Here is a 22,521-nt window from a genome sequence, read left to right as displayed (position 1 = left end):
TTTATCAAGAATGATTAATCGATTTGTGCTTGGCCTGTTCGTTACGACTTTAGTAGCTTGCAGTTCAGCAAGTAGCACTAAAAGCAATAATTCCGACGATGTGCATTTGCAGCTGGGAGTGCGCTATCTAAGCATGAATAAGCTGGAATTGGCTAAGGAGAATTTGCTGCTGGCATTAAAAAATAATTCGGATAATACACAGGCGCATAATGCTCTGGCTTTTTTGTATGAAAAATTAAATCAGCCCGACAACGCCAAAGAGCATTATGAGACCGCGCTGGATCTGACACCTGATGACTTGGGTGTGAAAAATAATTTTGGTCGTTTCCTCTGCGAACATGGAGAGTTTGAAGAAGGCATGGCGTTATTATCCGAGGCCAGTTCAAATCCGCTAAATGACAGGCAGTGGCTGGCATTAACGAATGCCGGGCGATGCGGACTGAGCATGGGGCAAAAACAACAAGCCGAGAATTATTTCAGACAAGCGTTGCAACTGAATAACGCCTATGCGCCGGCGTTGTCGGAAATGCAAAAAATTGCTTATCACAACGGCGATTTTTGGGCGGCAAAAGGCTTTTTGCAGCGTTATCTGGGCGTTGCGGACCATACGCCTGAAACCTTATGGTTTGCTGCGCAAGCTGAGCGGGCATTGGGTAACAAAGAACTTGCCAGGGAATATAAAAGTTTATTGCTGGAAACATTCCCGCTTTCCAATGAAGCAAAAAAAATCGCAGGGGTTAAAGATTTTTAACTTCTACAAAACTCCAATTAAATATGGCAAATAATATTCAAGCAATTCGCGGGATGCACGATGTGCTTCCTGAGCAGACCCCGCTTTGGCAGTATGCGGAACAACATATCAGAGACGTACTCGGCGCTTATGGTTACAGTGAAATTCGGTTGCCCATTGTGGAAAAAACCGAATTGTTCAAGCGCTCTATCGGCGAAGTGACCGATATTGTCGAAAAGGAAATGTACACGTTTGACGACCGGAACGGCGACTCCTTGACTTTGCGTCCGGAAGGCACAGCCGGCTGTCTTAGAGCCTGTCTGGAACATGGCTTATTACATAATCAGGTACACCGGTTATGGTATTACGGGCCGATGTACAGGCATGAACGCCCGCAAAAAGGCCGTTATCGCCAGTTTTTTCAGCTGGGTGTCGAAACCTACGGTATGGTGGGACCCGATATTGATGCAGAGTTGATCCTGATTATGGACCGGCTGTGGAAAAAACTGGGTATCCGCGACAAGGTTCGCCTACAGCTCAATTCATTAGGCACAATTGCCGAGCGCATCGTTTACCGGGAAAGTCTGGTCCGCTATTTTCAAGGGCACCTTGATCAATTGGATGAAGACAGTTTGCGTCGGTTGGAGACCAATCCGTTGCGGATTTTGGATACCAAAAATCCGGCTATGCAGCAGGTTGTCGCTAACGCACCGGAATTGACGGACTACTTGGGCGATGAGAGTCGCCAGCATTTTAACGCAATAACCACGATTCTGGATGATCTGGACATAGGCTACGAGATCAATTCGCGATTGGTGCGCGGCCTCGATTATTACAGCAAGACGGTTTTTGAATGGGTCACTGACGAATTGGGTTCGCAGGGCACTGTCTGTGCAGGCGGGCGTTATGACGGACTGATAGAGCAACTGGGCGGCAAACCCAATCATGCCGTCGGTTTTGCGATGGGCATGGAGCGCTTGTTGGCTTTGATGGAAACGCTGGATAATGTGCAACTTGCCAAATCGGTTGATGTCTACATGATTAGAGTCGGTGAAACAGCGGAACAAGAAGGCATGCGTTTTGCCGAGACCATCAGGAATGAAATTCCCGGTTTGAAATTACAGGTCAATTGCGGCGGCGGCAGTTTTAAAAGCCAGTTCAAAAAAGCCGACAAAAGCGGTGCGGAATTTGCGATCATTCTGGGAGACGATGAAGTCAGTCGTGGCGAGGTCAGTGTCAAACCGCTGCGTAATAGCGAGCTGGAGCAACAGAATATGTCTCAGCAGCAGGTGATTGAGTTTTTGATAGAACACCGATGACACGGGTTTAAAAGGCGAAAGGCGAAGAACGAAGGGCAAAAGAACTTCGCCTTTCGCCTTTCGTCCTTCGCCTTTTTTTAAACATCAAACAAGAGAAAAAACAAGTGGAAATGTACGATACAGAAGAAGAACAGGTTGAAGCCTTAAAAAGATGGTGGAAAGAAAACTCGACCTCTACCATCGTGGGCTTGGTCATGGGTATTGTCATTATTCTGGGCTGGAATTATTGGCAAGATCATAAGAAAACGCAGGCAGCGCAAGCTTCTGCCGCTTATGATCAATTACTGAAAGCACTGGACGGGGATAAAAAAGAGTCCGCGGCCGCGACTGCTCCCGGCAGTCCTGCGGCACTTTCTCCATCCATAGCGGTCGAAAAACTGGCCGAACGCATGCAGGAGCAGTTCAAGGGTACGGAATATGCAGCATTCAGCGGATTATTCGAGGCCAAGTTAAAATCTCAGCAAGGCGATTTCGCCGCGGCAAAGCAGATATTGAAGACTATTGCGGCAGAGTCGAATAAGCAGTTGAGTAATATTGCCAAGATAAGACTGGTACGCTTAATGCTGGCTACCGGTGAATATGAGCAGGGCTTGCAGGTAATTAACGAAGTGGATGCCAAAGTCGCGGCCAGTTACTCAGCCAATTATGATGAATTGGTAGGTGATTTGTACGTAGCTCTGGATCGTTTGGATGAAGCGCGTACCTCGTATCAAAATGCCTTAAGAAATGGACAGCCGTCACCGTTATTGCAGTTCAAAATTGATGACCTGACCCCTCAAGAAAAGCTGGAAAATCAAAAATAATGCGTCTTACCCTATCTGTATTGATTTTTGTCACCTTATTAACAGGCTGTACGGCTGTTGATACTGTTGGTGAATCTATTTCCGGCATTACCGATTATTTTAGTGGCGGTGAAGACAACGCCGATCCTCCGAGCCTCCTGGTTGAGTATGTCCCTGAAATCAAGCTGGAAGTCATCTGGAAGGAATCAGTAGGAATAGGCGCTGACGAGCAATCCTTAAAACTGATTCCGGTAATCGGCAACGGAAAAATACTGGCTGCAGACTTGGAAGGAGTGGTGCAGGCCAGAAGCCTGACTACCGGAAACCTCATTTGGGAGACTGAAACCGACGTTCATTTTTCCGGCGGACCGGGGCTTGGCGCCGGCACCGTGATTTTGGGTTCCAGTGATGCCGAAGTCGTTGCCTTAGACATTGAAACGGGCGCGGTGCTGTGGAAAAGCACAGTATCCAGCGAAGTGCTTTCGGTACCTGTTATAGATAATAACATCGTTGTGGTTCGTACCACCGATGGAGCAGTGATCGCTCTTGACGAAAAGACCGGCGGCAAACGCTGGAGTTACGAACGTGCCGTACCGGCTTTAAGTCTACGCGGAACCGGATCGCCGTTGATTACTGAAGGTAACCTCATCGGCGGTTATGATAACGGTAAATTAATGGCCTTGCGTTTGGCTGACGGCAAATATGTATGGGAAACCAGCATTGCCATCCCCAAAGGACGCTCTGAAATTGAACGGCTGGTTGATCTGGACGTCGATCCCATCGTGATTAACGGCGTAATTTATATTGCCAGCTATCAGGGCGGCATAGCGGCTATTTCGGAATTGGACGGCGATATATTGTGGCGCAATGAAACTATTTCGTCGCATTCAGGTTTGAGTAACGACTATCGGTATTTATACCTGACAGATTCGGAAAGCCATGTGATGCAGCTGGATCAGCGTAGCGGCGCGGCTTTGTGGAAGCAAAAGGATTTGCATCAAAGAAGATTAACAGCGCCTGCCGCCTATGAGAATTATGTAGTGGCAGGTGATTTTGAAGGCTATGTGCATTGGTTATCCAGTACCGATGGCAGACAACTGGGTCGCGTACAAGTGACCGACGGTGCGATTGATGCCAAGCCTATCGTGGTAGATAATACTGTTTATGTTTATGCAAAAGACGGCACTCTCGCCGCTTTAAAAGTTCAATAAAAATATGTTACCTGTAATAGCCTTAGTAGGGCGACCCAATGTGGGCAAATCCACATTATTCAATTATTTAACGCGCAGCCGCGATGCTCTGGTTGCGGATTTTTCAGGATTAACCCGCGACAGGCAATACGGTCGGGTGAAGTTGGGCGATCGTCCCTGTCTGGTTGTCGATACCGGCGGTATAGCCGATGACGCGGAAGGTATAGAAAGTTTTGCCAGAAAACAGGTGCAGGTCGCGCTGGAAGAGGCCGACATCGTATTCTTCATGGTTGACGCGCGCGAAGGCTTGAGTGCTTCCGACAAAGTAATTGCCGACACTCTGAGAAAACTGCAAAAGCCGATTATATTGGTCACCAATAAAGTTGACGGTCTTGACGCCAACGTTGCGGCGTCGGACTTTTATTCGCTGGCCTTGGGCGAGCCGGTACAGATCGCCGCCTCCCATGGCAAGGGCATACCCGAATTATTGGAAAAAGTTAACCAACTGCTGCCGCCGGACAAAGGCGAAGTCGAAGAGGCGCATGGCGGAATCGGCATCGCAGTGGTCGGACGGCCCAATGTCGGCAAATCAACCTTGGTCAATCGCTTGCTGGGTGAAGAGCGGGTTATCGTATTCGATGAGCCGGGCACCACACGCGACAGCATCTACATTCCTTTTGAACGCAACGGCAAGAAATTCACGCTGATCGATACCGCCGGAATGCGCAGAAGATCGAAGATAGCCGAAACCATTGAAAAATTCAGCGTCATTAAATCGTTGCAGGCGATTGAAAAAGCCAACGTAGTCATTTACCTGATTGATGCCCAGGAAGGCATCACCGATCAGGATGCGCATTTATTGGGCTTGGTATTGGAAGCCGGAAGAGCCCTGATTATCGGCTTGAACAAATGGGACGGCATCAGCGCCGACCAAAAGGCAACCATTCATCGGCAACTCGACGTCAAGCTGTCCTTTCTTGAATTTGCGGAAAAACATCCAATTTCTGCTCTGCATGGCAGTGGCGTCGGCAAAATGTTCGATGTCGTACAGCAATTGTACGCCGCGGCAATGCTCGACATGTCCACGCCGGTGCTGACCCGTATCTTGAAAGAAGCCACCACCGCGCATCAGCCGCCGATAGTAAATAGCCGTCGTATTAAGCTGAAATATGCGCATCAGGGCGGCAGGAATCCGCCGATCGTGGTGATTCACGGCGTGCAGACCGACTCACTGCCGGAATCTTACAAACGGTATTTAATAAACTACTACCGTGACAAAATGGGTCTGGTCGGAACGCCTATACGTTTGGTGTTCAAGTCGGCGGCTAATCCATTTCACGGACAAAAGAACAAGCTGACCGAATGGCAGGTGAAAAAGAAAGAACGCTTGATGAAGCGGGTGAAAAGCAAGAAGAAGGATTAACAAGGGCAAGATAAAAGGCGAAAGGCGTAGGCCGGAATAAGACTACCCAAGCGTAGCGCGAGGTAGCGTTTCCGGCGAATTAGGGAGGCTTTGCCGGAAACGCCTGTTTTCGCTGTCGCTCAAACCGGCTTATTCCGGCCTATGCTAAAGCCCTCTCGGCAACCGCTCCATGTGTTGCTCTACCTCCTGCATAACCCACATGGATGTGGGGAATGCAGATATTGCAGGAGCAAATATCTGTCCATGCAGTCGCCCAGAGGGGGAAGGGGAATAAACATGGCCCAAGACTGTCTAAGCCTGTCGAGCATGAATGTCTTAAGGCATGTTATTAAATCAACAATACAGGAAACAACCATGGCTACAATCACATTTCAAGGCAAACCCCTCAACACCTCCGGCGAATTACCCGCAGTAGACAGCGATGCACCGGCATTTTCTCTAACGAGTCGCGAGTTAGTGGATGTTACGTTGGCAACCTATGCCGGTAAAAGAAAAGTGCTGAATATCGTACCCAGCCTGGACACCCCAACCTGTGCCGCGTCAACCCGCAAGTTCAACCAGAAAGCCTCGCATCTGGACAATACCGTCGTGTTAGCCGTTTCTGCCGACCTGCCTTTTGCCCAAAGCCGTTTTTGCGAATCGGAAGGCTTAAAAGACGTTATTTCCTTGTCTACTTTCCGCTCCAGTTTCGCCAATGATTACGGCGTAACCATCGTCGATACCTTTCTTCGCGGTTTGACTGCCCGTGCCATCGTTATTATCGATGAGAATGACAAAGTGATTTACACGCAATTGGTCGGTGAGATCGCCGATGAGCCGGATTATGAAAGCGCATTGGCGGTGCTGTAAAACCAGATTCTGATCGGCTGCCGGGTATGGCAACCGATTCCATCGTCTATATATGGAACCCCGTTTTTGGAATGTAATTGATTATTGGTAGAATCAAATCACTCTCGTTAGTCTCTCAACCAGCAAACGGGAATATTGATCCTGATCATAGTGATGATCGTTGCAATTACTGTTGAGCAGATCAGTCTTGACAATGCCTCCTTCACCGAGCGATACGCTATCCAGCATGATGTAGCGGATATTGTTTTGCATGCAAAACAGCTGCATGGTCCGGTTGAATTCCAGGGTCAGCGCGGTTCTTTCCACTTGCGATGCAGTTACTTCCCGCCGGGCGTTGGCAATATCGCCCCAGTCGTTGCCGTCCTGAATGGTGGGCAGCGGGGTGCTGATGCATACAACCTCGAAGCGCATTTTTAATTCAGCCAAAAAACCGGAATAACTTGCGATGGCTTTGTCCATCATCGCAGTAACAGACTCCTGATATTTCTGCGCCCGGTACCAAATGACAAACCCCGTATCAACTTCGCCCAGCATCACAATGACTTGCTTTGCAGTGGTTTGCATGGCGGCTTTCCTGAAGACGGGATAGGCCTTGGTTGTTGAATTGGGGTTTTCCAGTCCCGATGCTGTCGCACCAATGACGGTGAGCACGTTGAAAAACAGGTTCGGAAATTTTTCTTTGAACAACGGGTGAGCGAAAACGGGACTATGGGAATCGCCAAGAACCAATATTTCTCTTATTAGCGCCTCATGTTTAACATGGTTTTGCATGCAATTTTACTCCGCTCTTTCCCATACGTTTAAAATACACTCTTAATCACTTTAGCGTCCGATCCATAAAAATGGGTGGGACAGCGCTTAATTATGCCTACAAAGCTGATTGTCAGGCCGGCATAACCCGAAAACGCGACTGCATCGAGTCCAGTGGCGTCAACCTACCTTATATCATAACAGCCTCAAAAAAATCATCGCCAAATCGAATACAATGACTAGCGCGTGAAGATTAGAATGTACAAAACGATGTAACATTATCATTCAATAGATGAGTAGTACGATAGCCCTATGCTCATCGTTTGCTCAAAATCATTTATAGCTTTTGAAATTGCGGCAGAATATTGCTGCATTCCTTATGATGACTGAGACCGAGCGAGTAGACCACTTACTGCACCGACGTATTTTTAAACGAGCTCACCTGTTTAAAAATAATTATTCTTAATTCAAATGCACAAACTCAGCCTATGGAACTCAACATAAGTAATTTTTTTAAAAAAGATATATGGCTGTTACACGAGGATAAACTTCCGCCATTTAACGCAAAAATAATCAAAGCGCTAAAAATATTAATGTTATCCGTCCAAGGTTTCTCTCGCGATTTGTGTTCGCTAAGGGCATCTGCATTAACGCTTTATACGCTATTGTCGATAGTGCCTGTCATCGCCTTGCTGTTTGGCATCGCCAAGGGTTTCGGCCTTGAGAAAATGATGAAGCAGGAATTAATAGAAAAAATACCTAGTCAGGAAACTATGGTATTGCAATTAATCAATTTTGCGCAAAATATGCTGGAAAGCACTAAAGGAGAAGTTGTTGCCGGGACTGGTATCATTATCCTGTTTTGGACCATTATTAAAGTCATCGGCAATATCGAAGAATCATTTAACTACATCTGGAAATTAGAGCAAGGCAGATCTATAAGCCGTAAATTCAGCGATTATTTATCTCTGATGTTGTTGGCTCCGATTATATTAATAACGTCAGGCAGTATTACAGTCTTTCTCAAAACGCAGCTAACCTGGTTAATAAATGCGATTCAGTTACCGGGAATTGGCGATTGGTTGGTCATTAGGGCGCTAAGTTTGGCGCCTCTGGTGCTTATGGCAGGACTGTTTTCCTTTACGTTTATTTTTATGCCTAATCATAAAATTAATTACAAGGCCGGCATCATTGCCGGTATTGTCACAGCGATTATGTATGCTCTGGCGCAGTCGGCTTATCTAAGTTTGCAGATTGGCGTGTCGACCTATAATGCAATTTACGGCAGTTTTGCAGCATTACCCTTATTCGTCGCCTGGTTACAAATCGGCTGGATGATTGTCTTATTCGGTTGTGAAATAGCTTTTTTTTTGCAGAACTATGAAAATTATCGGCACAGTAGCGAGTTTTCTAATTTAAGTTTTTCCCTGAAAAAAGTCATTGCACTGCAAATTACGCATTTAATCGTTAAGAATTTCATTCCGATAAATAACCCCTTAACAGCCGCCCAAATAGCTAAAGAACTGGCTGTCCCGATAGCCATTATTCAATCGATTTTACTAAAGTTAATGGCAAGTCATATTATTGTCGAGTTTAAAACTCAGGACGAATATGAGGTCTATCAGCCTGCAGTCGATGTGAATAGACTTACTATTGCTTACGTTGTTAATGCATTGGAACAGTGCGGGCAAAACCATTTGCCGGGTATCAATCAAGAACAGCTGTTTGTGGATATCGTCAATAATTTCAGGAAATTGATCGAAGCCTCTGAACAAGATCGTTTATTGAAAGATATCTAGTGCCAGTCATGTTGAAACGAAGCGATAGAATGAAATATCATTCAGGCCTATTTTTTAACCGTTACTGCAATGCAATAGTTATTACAAAGAGCATTTATGAACGTCCTTTTATATAACGAACTCAATCCTAAAACTATCCCCGGCTTCGCCAAGCTGCAAAAGTACTTGCAAGACGATGACTTTAAATCGGCGGAGGTTAAAAAAGTCGGCGATAACCTGTATCGGGCCAGACTCAATCAACGCGATCGCTTGTTATTTTCGATTTATCAACATCAGCACCAAAACTATGCGCTGATTCTGGAATTCATTAAAAACCATGCTTATCAGGATTCGCGTTTTTTGCGTCAGGTCAGCGGCATTGATGAGGATAAAATACCGGTTATACTCAAGCCCGATGAAACCGGCGACAAGGGGCTGGTCTACCTCAATCCCGGTCATAATTCATTTAATCTGCTGGATAAAATCATCTCGTTCGATGACCGCCAACAATCGATTTACGACTTGCAGCCGCCGCTGATTGTTATCGGTTCGGCCGGTAGCGGCAAAACCGCCCTGACGCTGGAAAAAATGAAACAGGCCGTGGGCGACGTGTTGTATGTGACCCAGTCGGCTTATCTGGTTAAAAACTCCCGCGATTTGTATTACGCGCATCATTACGATAACCCTGATCAGCAGATCGATTTTTTATCGTTCCAGGAGTTTTTGGAGAGTATCCGGGTGCCTGCGGGCAAGCCGGTTGCTTTCCAGGCCTTCCAGCAGTGGTTTAGCCGCTTTCGCCAGGGCCAACTGAAAGATGCGCACAAACTGTTTGAGGAGTTTCGCGGCGTCATCACCGGGCCTGCCACCGATAAAAGCTGGCTGAGCCGCGAAGATTACCTGAATCTTGGCGTCAAGGAATCGATCTTCTTAGGTGAAGAACGCGATGCGGTGTACAACGTTTTTGAAAAATACCTGAGCTTTTTACAGGAGCAGCAGCTTTACGACAGCAACATCGTCAGTCACCAGTATTTGCAGCATGTTCAACCTTGTTACGATTTTGTTGTTGTCGATGAAGTGCAGGATTTAACCAATATCCAGCTTTATTTGATCATCAAATCGTTGCGTCAGGCGCAGGAGTTTATCTTGTGCGGCGATTCCAACCAGATTGTCCATCCCAACTTTTTTTCCTGGTCGAAAGTGAAAAGCCTGTTTTACCGGCAGGAGGATTTGCAGACCTCGGATGAATTGATCCGGATTCTGAACACCAATTACCGCAATTCGCCGCAAGTCACCGACATTGCCAACAAAATTCTGAAAATCAAAAACCAGCGTTTCGGTTCCATCGACAAAGAAAGCCATTATCTGGTCGAAAGCAACGGCCACACCCAGGGCGAAGTGATGTTTTTGCAGGACACCGCCACTATTCGCCAGGAGCTGGACAGCAAAACCAAAGCCTCCACGCTGTTTGCGGTCATCGTCATGACGGTCGACCAAAAACCGGCGGCGCAGCAGCATTTCAGCACGCCGTTGGTCTTTACCATCCAGGAGGCTAAAGGCCTGGAATATGAAAATATCATCCTCTATAACTTCCTGAGCCAGGAAGAGGTCCGTTACCGCGAAATCAGCAAAGGCGTCAGTCCAGCCGATTTGGAACAGGGCATTAAATACGCCCGCGCCAAGGATAAAACCGACAAATCGCTGGAAGTTTACAAGTTCTATATCAACGCCCTGTATGTTGCGATAACGCGGGCCGTTAAAAACCTGTACTGGATTGAAAGCAGCCCGAAACAACCCTTGCTGGATCTGCTGGGCTTGCGCGACGCCCAAAGCAGCCTGCAACTCGCCAACCAAAACTCCACTTTGGATGCCTGGCGTCAGGAAGCGCATAAGCTGGAACTGCAAGGCAAACAGGAGCAGGCCGACCGGATTCGCAACGAAATTCTCAAACAAAAAACGCCGGATTGGCAGGTCATCACCGCTGCAACGCTCGCCGATCTGAAACGCAAAGCCTTCGAAGGCAACGATAAAAACGCCAGGATGACCTTGTTCGAATACGGCTTGGTTTATGAAGACCGCTACATCATCAACAATCTGCTGAAAGCCGACTTCAAAGCCGCCAAACAGCCCGACAAAGGCTTGCAGATGCTGCAACAAAAGCACTACAGCGCCTACAGCTTTAAAAAGCCGGATGCCGTGCTCAAACAAGTCGATCAATACGGCCCGGATTTTCGCAATATCTTCAATCAAACGCCGTTAATGGTCGCGGCCTGGATGGGCAATGTCGAAGTCATCAAAGCGTTATTTGAGCTGGGCGCCGACACCGAAAAAGTCGATGGCAACGGCTTGGCCGCGTTTCAAATCGCGCTGGCGCAAACCGATCGCAACGACAGCTACGCCAAAAAGAAACTGGCCGATATTTACGAACAACTGGAACCGACCAGTATGAGCATTCAGGTCGATGGCCGCCTGATCAAGCTCGATAAACACAGCATGGAATTTTTCATGCTCAACCTGATGATCGCGCTGTTTTACCGGGTAATGCCGAAAAAAATGACCTATCACCTCGAAGGTTTTACCACCCAGGACTTTATCGACGCCGTGCAGCACATCCCCGGCAGCATCCTCCCTGAACGGCGCAAACAAAGGGCCTACCTATCCAGCATCCTGTCTAAAAACGAAATCGGCAAGGACGACAAGCACAACCGAAAACTGTTCTATCGCGTACGGCACGGCGCTTATATTTTCAATCCCAGACTGGCGCTCAAAGTGGAAGACGAATGGGTTAATATTTACGACTTGTTGATTATTGATAGATTGGCGCCAGTTTATAAAGACAAGCAAGACTGGTGGAATGAGTATGCTGAAAAAGGTATGGTTGTCTGTAAAGGGTTATTGAAGCAGTTGATTGCCGAGAAAACAGGAGAAAAACCATGAGCAAAAAACTAACTCCCTATACACCCGAACAAATCGAGATATTAAAAAAGCAGCGGTTTAGCGGCACAGAACCGGGAACGCTGTTAAAAGATTTAGAGGATTCAACGCATAAGTGCAATCGACGCCAGTAGGTTAGCTAATATAGTTTCACAGCTAAATAAATGCTTAACGTTTTTTTTCGTCAGCTTCGTATTCACCCTCCTATTCGTCAATTCAAAACGTATTCAGAAAAAAGGAAAACTAATGAGAGTTCTATTGCTGTTTGTTTTATTCACGGTTTCTGCACAAACCGCAGCTACCAACGCTTTGCCGGTTAAAGAAATCACCGCCGGCGTGTATGTGCATTTCGGCAAACACCAATTTCCGGATAGCAAAAACCACGGCGAAATCGCCAATCTTGGCTTTGTTGTCGGGCAAAAATGCGTGGCGGTTATTGATAGCGGCGGCAATCCTGAGCAGGGTTCTGCGTTAAAACAAGCCGTTACCGAAACCACACAGACACCGATCTGTTATGTAATTAACACCCATGTTCATCCCGATCATATTTACGGCAATAGTGCCTTCAAAGCGACTGGGGTTAAATTTGTCGGCCATCATAAATTAGCCCGAGCAATGGCGGCGCGCGGCTCATACTATTTGGGCAAAGCCGCCGAACAATTAGACGTCAAACTGAGTGCTGCCGATTTAATTACGCCTGATGTAGAAGTTAAAGACAGTTTGAAGCTGGATTTAGGCGGACGGACTTTAACCTTAAAAGCCCATCCTACCGCGCATACCGATAACGATTTGAGCGTGTACGACGAAAAAACCAATACAATATGGCTGTCGGATTTATTATTTACCGAGCATGTGCCAACGCTGGACGGCAGCTTAAAAGGCTGGCTTTCGGAAATCGACAAACTGGAAAAACAATCTTTCCATTATGTGATTCCGGGACATGGCGAATTAGTCACGGATTGGCCGCAGAGCATGCAGCCGCAAAAGCATTATTTAACCTTGTTACTCACTGAAATTCGCGCTGCGATTAAAAAAGGTCAGCATTTGGAAGATGCCGTAAAAACCGTCGGTTATTCCGAAAAAAATAACTGGGCTTTATTCGATGAATATCACCGCAAAAACGTCACCAGCGCTTTTGCCGAATTAGAATGGGAAGATTAATCGGCTGATAAAAAAGAACATGTATTAATTTCTAACATTCCGCAAAGGATAAGGTCATTACTAACTTTTCGACATAGATCGGGTAAAATTTTTCCGTTCGCCCTGAGCTTGTCGAAGGGTGAGCGGAAAAATTTTGAGCTACCGCGTCAAGCCGATCATGCTTCGACAAGGCTCTCCTGAGCATAGCCGAAGGACTCAGCACGAACGGCTTGACGACCGAAAAGAGTGATTTCGGGATGTTTTTAACCAAATCCAAAACTAAAACAAAATAGGAAAAGGCAATGAAATATTCAAAACTATTACCGGCAATCTTCATAATAGCAACATTACCGATTGCCGCGATCGCCGCTGAAGATGAAAAGATTTGGAATAACATTTTGAAACCAGAATACTTCGCGCAACAAGCAATCGAAGAATCCGATAAAGTGATTGAACTGGAAGCGCCTGTACGCGCAGAAGACCCTGCTTTAGTGCCGATCAAAGTCACCAGCAAAATCAAGCAAACCAAAGAGCACTACATCAAAAAAATCCTGGTGTTAGTCGATAACAACCCTTATCCCTTTGTCGGCGACTTCGAGTTCACCCCGGAAAGCGGCAAAGCCGATATTGCGATGCGGATACGCGTTAACAGCAACAGCAATATCCGCGCGATTGCCCAAACGAATGACGGCAAATTGACGATGACTAAAAAATTCGTCAAAGCCAGCGGCGGCTGTTCCGCTCCGGTCGGCGCCAATCTGGATGAAGCGATGGCCCGCCTAGGCAAAATGAAATTCAGGCTGGAGGGCGACGTTAAAGTCGGCGAGCCAACCTCAGTGCAGTTAATGATCAGCCATCCCAACATTACCGGCATGCAAATGGATCAAGTCACTCGCTTTATTAAAAAAGCGCATTTTGTTAAAGACGTTAAAGTGTCGTTTAACGGCAAACCGGTTTTAACTGCGAAAACCGATATTGCGATTAGTACCGATCCTAATTTCAGATTCTATTTCGTGCCGGACAAAGCGGGCGAGTTAAAAGCCGAAGCGACCGATACCTCTTGCGAAACGCCAACCAAGAGAGATGTTTGCACTAAAGGCAATACTTATACTGAAACGTTTAAAGTTCAGCCGTAGTTTTAAAAATAAGTATTGCAAGTGTTAATAGCTTACCGGGTATGTTAAAAGCGCGGTTTTTAGATGATTATCACCCGCGCCCCCATCCTTTGAATGTATAGGCATCTATATAGCACGTCATCCCGGCATGGATTGCAGGGATCCAGAACACAGGGATGTGATAGGCGACCATACGAAAAATAACTTAAAAAGTAGAGCTACAGCCCATCTTGTTAGCCGCACAAAGAAGCATCAGACAGTCAATCAGCATAGATATACAATAAAAACATGTATATCTTTCCAGCACGGGAGTCCGTCATGCAAGTCGCAGAATGGGGTAATAGTTTGGCCGTAAGATTGCCCGCGCCGGTGGTCGAAGCGCTTCAGCTTAAAGAAGGCGATGATATCGAGATTCATATCGTCGGTGAGCGGATTTTCGAAATTGAGAAAAAGCCCAGTTCGTAAGAGTTGTTAGCCCGGTTGCGCAAATATCGGGGGCGCTTGCCCGCCGACTTCAAGTTCGACCGCTTGGAAGCCCATGAAAACCGATAGGCCGTTTTTCGATACCGACGTTCTGTTGTATTTATTGTTGAAGATAACCGCAAAGCGGACCGAGCCGAAGCGATTATTGCTTCGGGCGGTATCATAAGCGTTCAAGTGCTCAATGAATTCGCCTCGGTCGCATCGCGAAAACTGGGGATGAGCTATGCCGAAATACGCGATATGTTGGGAACGGTACGTGCCGTATGTCAAACCCAAGCGGTGACTGTCGATACCCACGAACGGGGACTGGATATTGCGGAACGATTCGGTTTTTCTCTGTATAACAGTATGATCGTTAGCTCAGCGCTTCAATTCGACTGTACCGTTTTGTATTCGGAAGATATGCAGCATGGTGGTCAAGAAATCGATGGTCAATTGGTGGTTTTAAATCCTTTTCTGGGGAATTAAGGGATAACCAATAAGGGCTTACATTGTGCTTTGTTGAAAATAACCATGAAATATCTACAGCTGGTAGTTTTGTATGCAAGATGCAAGGTCAGGAGCATTTTTTTGTGTATTAAAATCCAGCGGCAGGCTATCCTAACCTGAGGCGCTAGAATAAACGGGGGGCACCATGAAAACATTAACCATTCAAGTTGAAGATACTTTGTATGATGCGTTATTGGAAATATTAGAAAATTTACCGAAACATAAAATCAAAATACAGGAAACGGGTAGCGACAACCGCCTCGATTTTGAGCAAGCTATGGACTACACCCTGGATAAAAACAAAGAGCTGTATAAACGGTTGTCCTAATGCAATTATTAACGCTGGATCAGGTTATAAAACTGCATAAACGAGTCATTGAACAATCAGGCGGCGCCATCGGTATACGTAATCAAGAGGGATTAGAATCCGCATTGGCACAGCCTCTCATGAGTTATGCAGATCATGAGCTGTACCCGACATTAATCGAAAAAGTAGCGGCGTTAGGTTTCTCTTTGATTAACAACCATCCGTTTGTCGATGGCAATAAACGTATCGGTCATGCCGCGCTTGAAGTTACCTTGCTGATGAATGGTTATGAAATACAAGCCGACGTTGATAGCCAAGAAACAGTAATCTTGGCGGTCGCCGCCAGTAAAATGAACCGGCAAGATTTTTTAGACTGGTTGCAAGAGCATGTTGTGCAGCGCTAACAAGTAGATCGGCCGCTCCATAGCATGATAAGCCCATCCAAGCTGTGCGTTCTGACAAATTCTGATGCTGCTTACCAAGCGCCAATACTCGTTGCCATTCAAGGCGGCTTACTACGACCAGGGCTATTGCTCAAATTTCATATAAAAAATTATGTGAGTATGAGTAAAAAGGGGAGGTAGATGCACAATGCAAGACCTGGAACTTTTTTTGGTTACAAACCACGTCCCGCTGGGGCACAATTCAAATATAGGCCAGCGATAAATGTCATTCCTGAAAAAAATATTATTCAAACTGTCAGCCTCATTATTCTCTGATTTGAGATCAGCATTTGTGTCCATAATGATAACTCTAGTTGTTGGTGGTAGCTCTGGTCTTTTATTCTTCGTTGAAAGTGCAAGGACTGCAACAATTGAAACTCTCCAAAAACCTCAGCCGCTATGGGTATCCATTGCGCTGGCTCTGATAGTGATTTTATACACATATCAAAAGACTCATTCATTGCAGCCACCTAGGGCAAAGCCACCAAAACTTAAATGGTTCACATATTGCGATATGAAATGGAAAGTTCTCATCTCCGATAGCGACTTTAAAGTAGACAAAGTTCCTTTCTGCATTGATCATGACCAACAGTTTATAGTTAAAATTGCGGTTACCAGTGTCCTGGAATTGAAGATCGAGTATGTGAGAGCTTGATTCCAAATGAACTGCATGATGAATTTCACTCCGCTGTTGTAAGCACCGTTGAAAGGAAAATCAGGAAAGGAGAGAAATTGTGTTAATAACGCCGCGCGTTCGTTTTGTACTTTAATAGCACAAAGTCACGTAGAGAACGCTCCATGACTTAATCTACATCAAAACCTTGAGTCTGTTTGTTTTCGCAACTTGAGCGGGAATAATTTCCCTCTGCTCCAATTAAAACCGCGATTACCCTGCAATTAAATGCGATTAAACTTAATAAAATATCAGCTTGGGCAGAGTTGGCTGCGAAGCCAATAGGCCGACCTGCAAATTTACTTTCATGAATTATATAGTGGACCCCGAAAGCCGGACAATAGTTTAAGCTATGTTCTGTCGAAAAATGAGAAGCAGGAAATGAGCGAAAGCAAACGGAAGATTTATACAGGGGCGCAAAAAGCCAAGGTTGCCTTGGAAGCGGTTCGAGGCATAAAGACCATCAATGAGATTGCCCAGGATAACAACGTCCATCCGACTCAGGTTAGTCAATGGAAAAAAGAATTGATGGACAATGCCGGCAGCCTGTTTGATGGTAAGCGGGGACCAAAGCCGACCAATGCACAGAGCGATCCGGATCGGCTGTATGCCAAAATCGGGCAATTAAACATGGAATTGGACTGGCTTAAAAAAAAGTCTGGACTCAGCCTTTAGATGAGCGGCAATCGTGGATAGCACCGGATAATACACTGGCGCTATCCCTGCAATGCAAGCTGCTCCAGGTTACGCGCTCGGTCGTCTATGCCCATAAAAAGCGTCTACTAAAAGCCGTTGATGAAGATGAATGCCTGTTGTTGCAGTTGCTCGATGAAGAGTATACGCGGCACCCCTTTTATGGCTCACGGCGGATGACGAAATACTTATGTGGACTTGGGCACAGGGTTAATCGTAAACGAGTTCAGCGCTTGATGCAAACGCTAGGCCTGGCCAGTATGGCACCTGGCCCCAATACCAGCAAGCCGCATCCGCAACATAAGATTTATCCCTATCTGTTAAGGGGCATCGACATCATTCGCCCCAATCAGGTGTGGAGCACTGACATCACTTATATCCGGCTACCCCGCGGATTTGTTTATCTGGTGGCAATCATCGACTGGTATAGCCGCAAAATACTTTCCTGGCGGTTGTCGAACACCATGGGTGCGGGATTCTGTGTCGACTGTTTGGAAGAAGCCATCAAGGCCTACGGGACGCCTGAGATCTTCAATAGTGATCAGGGATCACAATTCACCAGCGATGCTTTTACTGGCGTGCTGCTCAACAGCGGCATCACGATCAGCATGGATGGGCGTGGTCGCGCACTGGACAATATTTTTGTCGAGCGGCTCTGGAGAACGGTGAAATATGAAGAAGTCTATTTGAAGCAGCATGACAGTGTACAGAGCTTGCTGATGGGATTGACCGACTACTTCATGTTTTATAATGAAGAGCGGCGTCATCAATCATTGGGCTATGAAACACCCAGTGTGGTTTACCAAACCGCTAGGGGTGGCGGTGTAATGATCGTGGATAAATACGGGGCGGCAGAAATATCAGTTCCCGTGTCAAAAAATTGGGACAGCGCCATTCAGCTGGAGTGTGAACAGGCCTCTATCTTAAATTAAGGCATTATTTGTCTGGACAATGGGGTCCACTATATTAAGTCGTTACGTATTTTGGTTATTTCATTTATCCAAGAGGGATAATGTAAGTCTAATTTATTAGATACATGCTCAAAACATCCAGCATGTGTGACTTTATTAGTCGTAGGATGAAGCTTGTTTACAATATGATGTAGCGTGTCAAAAACACTATACTGCCCTATAAAACGCTCGAAAATTTGCTCATAGGATTGCGTATAAGAAAACCAATTTAATGCTCCCAACATTAAATTTCCCATTTTATTTGTTTTATTATTCAACCAAAATACTTCAGCTTTTTCGATCAGCATCTTCATATCGGAGTGTCTAGGTCTAGCAAAATCCACCAATTCACCTTGTTTAATTGGCGTTTTAATCAAATATCCCCAGTTTTCAGGGTTTAGCCTTAGCCCATGCAGCCACCCAAAAAAAACGACAATAAATTCAAGGAATTCACGATCATAATTTCCATTTATTTGGAAAATACAATGGGTTGGTGGTAATTCAAATCTTGAAGCAGCAACTCTAGGGCTGAGTTTATCCGTTTTATAAACTATAGGTGGGTAATACCAAGCGCCATTATGCTGCGATGAGTTCATTACTTCGCTAATTGCATTATCAAAATCTGCAATAGGTTCAATTATTATAGAGTTTGTCTCAACTACACTGTTATCATTTAACCAACCAAATTTCATCTTCATCATTAGTCCCCTAGTTCCCAAATTGTTGATAGCCAACAATAGCGCATTTAAAGTAATGTTGATATTAGGAAAAGGCTTACAACAAAATGCCGGAAGCAGGTGTCCCGAAAGCCCAGTAGGCCGGAATAAGTCAGTTTGAGCGACAGCGAGAACTGGCGTTTCCGGCAAACACTACTAATTCGCCGGAAACGCCACCTCGCGCTACGCGCTTGGATGGCCTTATTCCGGCCTATCTGGCTAGAGCAAGGGTTCGATAGTAAATGAGCTTGACTGCTTTGACAGGGCCAGTTCATAGCTCGTACTACGCCCTCCGCCATCCGCTTTTACTAATGCGTCTAGCTCGACCAGGGTGAGAATGTCGCGGTAAGCGGTGTCCTGGGAGCATTTCGCCAGCTTGGCCCATTTGGATGTGGTCAACCTACCTTCGAAGCCGTCCAGCAGACGGTTGAGCACTTTGATTTGATGCTCGTTCATTGGCGCGCTGGCAAAGCGTTCCCAGAATTTGGCTTTTGCCAGCACGGCTGACAGTGTTTCGCCGGCTTGAGCGATGGCGCGTTGCAGACAAGCGAGGAACCATAGCAGCCACTCGGTTATGTCTAGGTCGCTTTTTTGGCTGCGTTCCAGCACGTTGTAGAACTGTAGGGTGGATTAGCCGTAAGGCAATCCGCCGCAACTTCGGTAGGCTGATATCGGCGTTGTGCGTCTGTGACGGTTTGCTATCGCGAAACCATCCTACGAGCTAAATGCGTCATCCGATCCAATAGACGGTTAATAGCCTGTTCCTCATCAATAGCTAAATCCGGGTAACTCAACAATTCCATCCGAGGGATGGCACTAAATCCGCAAGCTGGCAGACTGATGCCGCTTAGAATGGAAATAGCTTCGTCGTTGCCTTTAAGTAAGCCGATGATGGTATTGGTATCAAGCAGATAGCTAAGACCATTCATCACGCATCGCCTGTTGAATCTCTAATGGGTTGCCGGTGAATGAAGGGGAGTTTTTTAGTATCCCGGCAAAGTCGGTCAGTAATTCAGGCTGCTCGGCATGATGGGCTTGCTGTGTGCTGCGATGTACTTGCGCCAGATTTTTTAATAATTGCGCCGGGCTAATATGCTCATGCTCTGCCAATTCTTTAAGCAGGAAAGCCGTTTCATCGTCTAATTCTATGATTGCCATGGTTTATATCCCCTTTTAAAGTTTGTAGCTTATGCTTCATCACTGAGAAAAGTAAAATTTTCTTCAAATTCGCGCGGGTCTTTTTTAGCCGTTCGGCATCTTGCCGAGTTGTAAGTCAGCGATTTTTAATAACTTGACTAGTTATGACTGCCGCTTAAAACTTTCTAAAATCATAATTCAAAAACGAATCATCAGTTAGAGTCATTTCGAAATGATGCGCTTATTTTTATCTAAGCCATGCCTTGCTGCTACAATGCGCCCATCTTAAACTGCACAAGAACTCGAAAAATGGATGTAATCCAACGCATTGCCGAAGAATTAGCCGTTAACCCGAAACAAGTCAGCGCCGCTGTCAGCTTGCTGGACGAAGGCGCGACCGTTCCGTTTATTTCCCGTTACCGCAAGGAAGTGACTGGTGGTCTGGATGATACGCAATTAAGGCTGCTGGAAGAGCGTTTGGGCTATTTGCGCGAACTTAACGCGCGGCGCAAAACGATTCTGGACAGCATCCGGTCACAGGACAAGCTGACGCCGGAACTGGAAAGAGCCATTAACAATGCAGACACCAAAACCCTGCTGGAAGATTTGTATTTGCCCTACAAACCCAAGCGCCGCACTAAAGCGCAAATTGCCCGCGAGGCAGGACTTGAACCGCTTGCCGATGCTTTATTGGCTGATCGTAGTCTGATCCCTGCACAAGTCGCCGCCGGCTATATCGATGCGGAAAAAGGTGTACCGGATACCGCCGCCGCTCTGGATGGCGCACGGCAAATCATCATGGAGCGTATTTCCGAAGACGCCGAGTTGTTAGCCGAACTGCGCGAACGCATCTGGCAAAAAGGCATTGTTCACGCCACCGTTGCGACCGGCAAAGAGCAGGCTGCTGAAAAATTCAAAGACTATTTCGATTACGAAGAAGCCATCAACAAAATCCCTTCGCACCGGGCTTTGGCCTTATTTCGAGGGCGTAATGAGGATTTGTTAAATCTAACGCTTAAACCCGGTGCTGACGATAAGGCGGAACACGACCTTTGCGCCCAGTTTGTCGCCCGTCGCCTGGCTATTACCGACACATCAAAACCGGACGATGCCTGGCTGGCGGAAACCGCGCGTTTTGCCTGGAAAATCAAGCTGTACACCCGTATTGATCTGGACTTGAAACTCAGGCTGCGCGAAGCCGCCGAATTGGAAGCCATCCGGGTGTTCGCCAGCAATTTAAGAGACTTGTTGCTGGCCGCACCGGCCGGTCCTAAAGCCACGATGGGCCTTGACCCCGGCATACGCACCGGCGTTAAGGTTGCCATTGTCGATCCTACCGGAAAAGTACTGGGGACGGACACCATTTACCCGCACCCGCCGCGCAAGGACTGGGACGGATCGATAAACACGCTGGCAAAACTTATCCAAAAGCACAAGGTCGATTTGGTCAGCATAGGCAACGGCACCGGTTCTCGGGAAACCGACCAGCTGGTGGCCGATGTGATGAAACGGCACAGCGAACTTAAATTCACCAAGATCACTGTGTCGGAAGCGGGTGCGTCGGTTTATTCGGCGTCCGAACTGGCCGCCAAGGAATTTCCCGAATTGGACGTGTCTTTGCGCGGCGCGGTTTCGATCGCCAGACGTTTGCAGGACCCGCTGGCAGAGCTGGTCAAGATCGACCCCAAATCGATCGGCGTGGGCCAGTACCAGCACGACGTGAATCAGGCTCAGTTGGCTAAAGGACTGGATACGGTCGTTGAAGATTGCGTCAACGCGGTCGGCGTCGATGTGAATACCGCATCGGTAGCCCTGCTTAAACAGGTGTCCGGCCTGTCCGCCAGTATCAGCGAGAATATCGTCGCGTTTCGCAATGAAAACGGCCCGTTTGCCAATCGCAAGCAATTGAAAAAAGTGCCGCGCTTGGGCGACAAGGCTTACGAACAGGCGGCGGGATTCTTGCGTATTATGAATGGCGACAATCCGCTGGATGCGTCTTCGGTTCATCCTGAAGCTTATCCCGTTGTTGAGGCCATCATCGGCAGCACCGGAAAATCCATCCGCGATCTGATCGGTCAAAGCCAATTTCTGCGCGGCTTGAATCCTGCCAATTATACTAACGAACATTTCGGTTTGCCGACGGTGACCGACATCTTGCTGGAGCTGGAAAAGCCCGGTCGTGATCCGAGACCGGAATTCAAAAGCGTGGAATTCAAGGCTGGCATCGAGAAAATCACCGATCTTGAAGTCGGCATGAGATTGGACGGCGTAGTCACCAACGTCGCCAACTTCGGCGCGTTTGTCGACATTGGCGTGCATCAGGACGGCTTGGTGCATATCTCCCATTTGTCCGATACCTTTGTCAAAGATCCCAGGGATGCCGTTAAAACCGGTGAGATGGTCAAAGTGACGGTGTTGGAGATCGATGTCGAGCGCAAACGTATTTCGCTATCGATGAAAACAAATCCTGAGGCGAGCGATGCCAGACCCGAACGAAATAATCAAAAGCCGACTGCGCATAAGCCTAAACAACAAGCGCCTATACAGAACTCAATGGCTAGCGCCTTTGCCAAGGCGCGGATCAGTAAATAATTGCAGCTCTGCTATACTGATTCCATTATTA

At 46.8% G+C, this 22,521-nt stretch carries 23 protein-coding genes; 18 read left to right on the top strand and 5 right to left on the bottom strand.

Annotated features, from left to right (window positions below; all coding sequences use genetic code 11):
* Positions 1 to 10 precede the first annotated feature (10 nt).
* The 6 genes from pilW to tpx all read left to right on the top strand — a co-directional run bounded on the left by pilW (position 11) and on the right by tpx (position 6,293).
* A complete protein-coding gene (pilW, locus tag Q8L79_RS18375; protein ID WP_305274146.1) occupies positions 11 to 751 on the top strand; it encodes a type IV pilus biogenesis/stability protein PilW in 741 nt (246 codons plus the stop codon).
* 23 nt (positions 752 to 774) lie between these two features.
* Complete coding sequence (gene hisS, locus Q8L79_RS18370; protein WP_305274145.1) at positions 775 to 2,049, top strand: histidine--tRNA ligase; 1,275 nt, start codon at positions 775 to 777, stop codon at positions 2,047 to 2,049.
* A gap of 110 nt (positions 2,050 to 2,159) precedes the next feature.
* On the top strand, positions 2,160 to 2,852 hold the full coding sequence (locus Q8L79_RS18365) for a tetratricopeptide repeat protein (RefSeq protein ID WP_305274144.1): 693 nt from the start codon (positions 2,160 to 2,162) through the stop codon (positions 2,850 to 2,852).
* On the top strand, positions 2,852 to 4,042 hold the full coding sequence (gene bamB, locus Q8L79_RS18360; RefSeq protein WP_305274143.1) for an outer membrane protein assembly factor BamB: 1,191 nt from the start codon (positions 2,852 to 2,854) through the stop codon (positions 4,040 to 4,042). Before Q8L79_RS18365 ends, bamB begins: the two co-directional genes overlap by 1 nt.
* A gap of 4 nt (positions 4,043 to 4,046) precedes the next feature.
* Positions 4,047 to 5,444 (top strand): ribosome biogenesis GTPase Der, encoded by a 1,398-nt coding sequence (gene der, locus Q8L79_RS18355; protein ID WP_305274142.1) that lies wholly within the window; start codon positions 4,047 to 4,049, stop codon positions 5,442 to 5,444.
* A 354-nt stretch (positions 5,445 to 5,798) separates the two neighbouring features.
* Positions 5,799 to 6,293, top strand: a complete 495-nt coding sequence (tpx, locus tag Q8L79_RS18350) for a thiol peroxidase (RefSeq protein ID WP_305274141.1) — start codon at positions 5,799 to 5,801, stop codon at positions 6,291 to 6,293.
* A gap of 93 nt (positions 6,294 to 6,386) precedes the next feature.
* Here tpx and Q8L79_RS18345 read toward each other — a convergent pair whose 3' ends face one another.
* Positions 6,387 to 7,064 carry an SGNH/GDSL hydrolase family protein gene (locus tag Q8L79_RS18345; RefSeq protein ID WP_305274140.1) on the bottom strand — a complete coding sequence of 226 codons (678 nt, stop codon included), beginning with the start codon at positions 7,062 to 7,064 and terminating at the stop codon, positions 6,387 to 6,389.
* Positions 7,065 to 7,636: 572 nt separating this feature from the next.
* On the opposite strand from Q8L79_RS18345, the gene Q8L79_RS18340 reads away from it, so the two are divergent.
* From Q8L79_RS18340 to Q8L79_RS18290, 11 genes are all read left to right on the top strand, one after another.
* Positions 7,637 to 8,842, top strand: a complete 1,206-nt coding sequence (locus Q8L79_RS18340) for a YihY/virulence factor BrkB family protein (protein WP_305274139.1) — start codon at positions 7,637 to 7,639, stop codon at positions 8,840 to 8,842.
* 96 nt (positions 8,843 to 8,938) lie between these two features.
* Positions 8,939 to 11,755, top strand: a complete 2,817-nt coding sequence (locus Q8L79_RS18335; protein WP_305274138.1) for a UvrD-helicase domain-containing protein — start codon at positions 8,939 to 8,941, stop codon at positions 11,753 to 11,755.
* A complete protein-coding gene (locus tag Q8L79_RS18330; protein WP_305274137.1) occupies positions 11,752 to 11,886 on the top strand; it encodes a hypothetical protein in 135 nt (44 codons plus the stop codon). Before Q8L79_RS18335 ends, Q8L79_RS18330 begins: the two co-directional genes overlap by 4 nt.
* Positions 11,887 to 11,998: 112 nt before the next feature.
* Positions 11,999 to 12,913 (top strand): quinoprotein relay system zinc metallohydrolase 2, encoded by a 915-nt coding sequence (locus Q8L79_RS18325; protein WP_305274136.1) that lies wholly within the window; start codon positions 11,999 to 12,001, stop codon positions 12,911 to 12,913.
* A gap of 281 nt (positions 12,914 to 13,194) precedes the next feature.
* On the top strand, positions 13,195 to 14,028 hold the full coding sequence (locus Q8L79_RS18320; RefSeq protein ID WP_305274135.1) for a quinoprotein dehydrogenase-associated SoxYZ-like carrier: 834 nt from the start codon (positions 13,195 to 13,197) through the stop codon (positions 14,026 to 14,028).
* Positions 14,029 to 14,325: 297 nt separating this feature from the next.
* On the top strand, positions 14,326 to 14,472 hold the full coding sequence (locus Q8L79_RS18315) for an AbrB/MazE/SpoVT family DNA-binding domain-containing protein (protein WP_305274134.1): 147 nt from the start codon (positions 14,326 to 14,328) through the stop codon (positions 14,470 to 14,472).
* 192 nt (positions 14,473 to 14,664) lie between these two features.
* Positions 14,665 to 14,958: a PIN domain-containing protein gene (locus tag Q8L79_RS18310; RefSeq protein WP_370870047.1), complete on the top strand. Its 294-nt coding sequence runs from the start codon at positions 14,665 to 14,667 to the stop codon at positions 14,956 to 14,958.
* Positions 14,959 to 15,124: 166 nt separating this feature from the next.
* The gene (locus Q8L79_RS18305) at positions 15,125 to 15,307 is read left to right on the top strand and encodes a hypothetical protein (protein WP_305274133.1); all 183 of its coding nucleotides are present in this window, start codon (positions 15,125 to 15,127) and stop codon (positions 15,305 to 15,307) included.
* Complete coding sequence (locus Q8L79_RS18300) at positions 15,307 to 15,690, top strand: type II toxin-antitoxin system death-on-curing family toxin (protein WP_305274132.1); 384 nt, start codon at positions 15,307 to 15,309, stop codon at positions 15,688 to 15,690. The genes Q8L79_RS18305 and Q8L79_RS18300 overlap by 1 nt, the downstream gene beginning before the upstream one ends.
* A gap of 262 nt (positions 15,691 to 15,952) precedes the next feature.
* Positions 15,953 to 16,384 (top strand): hypothetical protein, encoded by a 432-nt coding sequence (locus tag Q8L79_RS18295; protein WP_305274131.1) that lies wholly within the window; start codon positions 15,953 to 15,955, stop codon positions 16,382 to 16,384.
* 399 nt (positions 16,385 to 16,783) lie between these two features.
* A protein-coding gene (locus Q8L79_RS18290; protein WP_370870046.1) for an IS3 family transposase occupies positions 16,784 to 18,027 on the top strand; the annotation gives its coding sequence in 2 pieces (ribosomal slippage) (positions 16,784 to 17,063 and positions 17,063 to 18,027; 1,245 coding nt in all).
* A gap of 29 nt (positions 18,028 to 18,056) precedes the next feature.
* Here Q8L79_RS18290 and Q8L79_RS18285 read toward each other — a convergent pair.
* The 4 genes from Q8L79_RS18285 to Q8L79_RS18270 form a co-directional block, all read right to left on the bottom strand.
* Positions 18,057 to 18,911 carry a hypothetical protein gene (locus Q8L79_RS18285; protein ID WP_305274129.1) on the bottom strand — a complete coding sequence of 285 codons (855 nt, stop codon included), beginning with the start codon at positions 18,909 to 18,911 and terminating at the stop codon, positions 18,057 to 18,059.
* A gap of 69 nt (positions 18,912 to 18,980) precedes the next feature.
* Complete coding sequence (locus Q8L79_RS18280; protein ID WP_305274128.1) at positions 18,981 to 19,370, bottom strand: hypothetical protein; 390 nt, start codon at positions 19,368 to 19,370, stop codon at positions 18,981 to 18,983.
* 89 nt (positions 19,371 to 19,459) lie between these two features.
* Entirely contained in the window at positions 19,460 to 19,690 is a 231-nt protein-coding gene (locus Q8L79_RS18275; RefSeq protein ID WP_305274127.1) for a hypothetical protein, read from the bottom strand.
* A complete protein-coding gene (locus Q8L79_RS18270; protein WP_305274126.1) occupies positions 19,677 to 19,919 on the bottom strand; it encodes a hypothetical protein in 243 nt (80 codons plus the stop codon). The genes Q8L79_RS18275 and Q8L79_RS18270 overlap by 14 nt, the downstream gene beginning before the upstream one ends.
* Before the next feature lie 288 nt (positions 19,920 to 20,207).
* On the opposite strand from Q8L79_RS18270, the gene Q8L79_RS18265 reads away from it, so the two are divergent.
* Entirely contained in the window at positions 20,208 to 22,490 is a 2,283-nt protein-coding gene (locus Q8L79_RS18265; protein ID WP_305274125.1) for a Tex family protein, read from the top strand.
* Positions 22,491 to 22,521: the final 31 nt, after the last annotated feature.

The organism is Methylobacter sp. (genome assembly GCF_030680395.1).
In the GTDB taxonomy this organism is placed as follows: Bacteria; Pseudomonadota; Gammaproteobacteria; order Methylococcales; family Methylomonadaceae; genus Methylobacter_A.
The sequence above is the reverse complement of the archived record's forward strand: the minus strand, read 5'-3'. Positions and strand labels throughout refer to the sequence as shown.